The sequence below is a fragment of the Pseudomonas sp. RW407 genome (genome assembly GCF_003176655.1).
GTDB lineage: Bacteria > Pseudomonadota > Gammaproteobacteria > Pseudomonadales > Pseudomonadaceae > Pseudomonas > Pseudomonas delhiensis.
Map to the genome: position 1 here is coordinate 1 of NZ_QGSL01000007.1, position 456 is coordinate 456.

Sequence of the window (456 nt, forward strand, 5' to 3'; positions counted from 1 at the left end):
GCAGACTGTGTGAAAACACGCTGAGAGCAAGGCCAAGCCAACGCCCCGACTGGTTCGGGGCGTTGGCTTTTCTGGGGAACATCAGGCCATCAATTCGATCAAGCGACGAGCACCGAGTACCTGGATCGCACGCTTGAGGTTGTAGGCCTGCACGGCCAGGGCCATTTCCGTGCTGGCGCCCCCTAACTGCCGTAGCAGGAAGCGGCCGTTGCCAAATATCCACTGCTTCAGGTTGCCGAAGGGGTGTTCAACGATGGATCGGCGCTTGGCCATCATGTCCGGTCGGGCCTTCAGGCGTTGCTGCATACGCTCGAAAGCCGATTCATGGGCGTGACGGGTGAGATGACGGCGCTTGCTGTTCGTACAGCGCGACTGCAAAGGGCAAGCGCAGCAATCGCCGCTGATCGCGTAAATCCTCTCCATGCCGCGTACCTGCTTGAGGAGGAGCCACTGGCC

At 60.5% G+C, this 456-nt stretch carries 1 protein-coding gene; it reads right to left on the reverse strand.

The features are described 5' to 3' along the window. Window positions 1–81 precede the first annotated feature (81 nt). Window positions 82–456: transposase (locus tag DK254_RS00585; protein ID WP_146219539.1), on the reverse strand; the 375-nt coding region annotated here is incomplete at its 5' end.